This window comes from Iodobacter sp., from assembly GCF_025352645.1.
GTDB lineage: Bacteria > Pseudomonadota > Gammaproteobacteria > Burkholderiales > Chitinibacteraceae > Iodobacter.
In genome coordinates this window covers 1-2,570 of record NZ_JANXSO010000160.1, presented here as the reverse complement: position 1 = coordinate 2,570, position 2,570 = coordinate 1, and the positions used below count along the sequence as shown (strand labels likewise).

At 51.6% G+C, this 2,570-nt stretch carries 2 protein-coding genes; both read left to right on the top strand.

Translation table 11 applies throughout. The features are described from left to right. Positions 1 to 1,195, top strand: a 1,195-nt coding sequence (gene feoB, locus Q0R17_RS17620; RefSeq protein WP_293937385.1) for a ferrous iron transport protein B, incomplete at its 5' end; no start/stop codon positions are given. Positions 1,196 to 1,227: 32 nt separating this feature from the next. Continuing rightward, entirely contained in the window at positions 1,228 to 2,184 is a 957-nt protein-coding gene (gene pip / locus Q0R17_RS17615; RefSeq protein WP_293937382.1) for a prolyl aminopeptidase, read from the top strand. Positions 2,185 to 2,570: the final 386 nt, after the last annotated feature.

Below are 2,570 nucleotides of genomic sequence, written 5' to 3'. Positions count from 1 at the left end.
TATTCAGCGCCCGGCCATTTTGCCTGCTGGCCCCACTGCGACGCTCGATCGCTGGGTTTTGCATCCGGTGCTCGGTTTACCGCTGTTTGTATTGATGATGTTTTGCCTTTTTCAGCTGACTTACGCCATTGGCGTGCCTTTACAAGATTTAGCAAAAGATGGGCTGGAGTGGTTTAAAACCGATATTTTAAAAACAGCTGCCGCTTCTTGGCCGCCATTTTGGTCAGGTTTTTTAGTCGATGGCGTCTTTGATGGCCTCAGCACGGTACTGACTTTTATTCCGATTATTTTTCTGTTCTTCTGCCTGATGGCGATTATCGAAGACTCGGGTTATTTCTCGCGTGCGGCTTTTATGATGGATGGGCTGATGGCGCGGCTTGGCATGGATGGCCGTGGTTTTGTGATGCTGATGATGGGTTTTGGCTGCAATGTGCCAGCTTTAATGGGCACAAGGGTGATCAGGGATAGAAAGGCGCGTTTACTGACGATGTTGGCGATTCCGTTTTCGCTGTGTTCGGCGCGTTTACAGATTTTTCTGTTTTTAACCGGCGCGCTGTTTAGCCCCCTGCAAGCACCGTGGGTGCTGCTGTCGCTCTATTTTGCGAGTATTTTTATTTCTATGGGTACGGCCCTCTTGCTACGTGGCCGCTTTAAATCAACCGAGCCATTTACGCTAGAGCTACCACCTTATCGCTTTCCTGTGCTGCGGCAGATCTTCTTGCGTGGCTGGGGCGAGGCGGCAGGCTTTGTGCGCTTGGCGACGACCATGATTGTGATCGGTGTGGTCTTGGTTTGGCTGTTGAGTAATTATCCAAACCCACAGCACAGTTATTCCGCCATGATTGCTGGATTCTTTCAGCCCGTGTTGTCCCCAATTGGTATTCAGGCCGAGTTATCCATCGCTTTGATGTTTGGCTTTGTAGCCAAAGAAGTGGTGTTGGGGGCGTTGGCGGTGATTGCTGGGCAGGATGGCCCCGCCTTGGCGCATCATTTGGCGCAAGTGCTAGACCCAGTGTCGGCATATAGCTTTATGCTATTTTCATTGACCTACGTGCCCTGCGTTTCTACTATTGCGGCCATGCGCAAGGAATCTAACAGCGTGGCGCTGACTACTTTTTCTGTGGTCTATTCACTAGTACTGGCTTGGGTGCTGTCGTTTATCTTCTATCAGGGGGCGAGGGCGCTGGGCTTTTAAGTTGTGCCACGCATAACAAGAAAAGGGCAAAGATGAGCGATTTACTTTTTCCAGCGATTGAGCCGCGCCGCAGTGGTCGCCTTGCTGTGGATGATGTACACACCCTTTACTGGGAAGAATGTGGCAATCCCAATGGTGTACCGGTGCTATTTTTGCACGGCGGCCCCGGCGGTGGGACTTCACCGATGCACCGGCGTTTTTTTGATCCAGCCCATTACCGTATCGTGTTATTTGATCAGCGTGGTGCAGGGCAATCCACCCCCTTGGGCGAGTATCGCAATAACACCACCGCGCACTTGATTAGCGATATTGAAGCGCTACGCAAAATGCTGAATGTTGAGCAATGGCTGGTGTTTGGCGGCTCTTGGGGATCAACCCTTGCGCTGGCCTATGGTGAGGCGCATCCCGAGGCGTGTTTGGGCTTTATCTTGCGTGGGATATTCCTCTGCACCAAGGCCGAGGTGGATTGGTTTGTGAATGGCATTGGCCATTTTTACCCAGAAGTCCACGCTGAATTTGTTGCGCAGGTGCCAGGAGCTGGGCGGGGAAATCTGCTGGAAGCCTATAGTCAGCAGCTCTTTAATGACGACCCCGCCGTTTATTTACCCGCTGCTCGTGCGTGGAGCCGCTATGAAGGCAGCTGCCTATTTTTAGAGCCGCAAAGCAGTGCCATTGCTCAGTTTGAAACCGACGCTGTTTGCACGAGTCTTGGCCGCTTAGAGGCGCACTATATGCGCTACGGCGCGTTTATGGATGAAGACCAGTTGGTGCAGAATGTGGGCAAGATTCGCCATCTGCCAGCGGTGATTATCCAAGGCCGTTACGATGTGATTTGTCCGCCAAAATCGGCCTATCGCTTGCATCAGGCCTGGCCTGAATCTTCTTTGCATATCATTCCCGATGCGGGGCATGCCGCAATGGAGCCGGGGATTGCTACGGCTTTAATTAAAGCGACTGAGGAATTTAAATTGCAGGGGAAGTTTTCTTAAAAGGTTTGGTGAGCTGTTGTAGGGCGGGTGGAACTCCATATGCGCTAACCAAACTGTTTTTTCATGAATAAACAGCTAAAGATGCTTTGAACACGCTCTCTGCACGGGGCTTTAGAGTCTCCTTGAAACACGCCGAAGCGAGGAACAAGCGGGCGGGGTTTCGGCGAGGACTGTTTGAGCGAGCTTGCGAGCGAGTTCCGCAGCCGCCGCTCGATTGTCCGCAGATGAGGGGCTTTCGTGTTTCGTGGGGCTGTAAAGGTCAAGGACATAGGTAACACTTTAGTCCACAGACATAGGTGACACTTTTCGCGTTAAAGTTAAGTAATCATTTTTTGCACCTGTTACCTGTCGCTCATCAAACGAACCTAGTCGAATCGGCCCAAAGT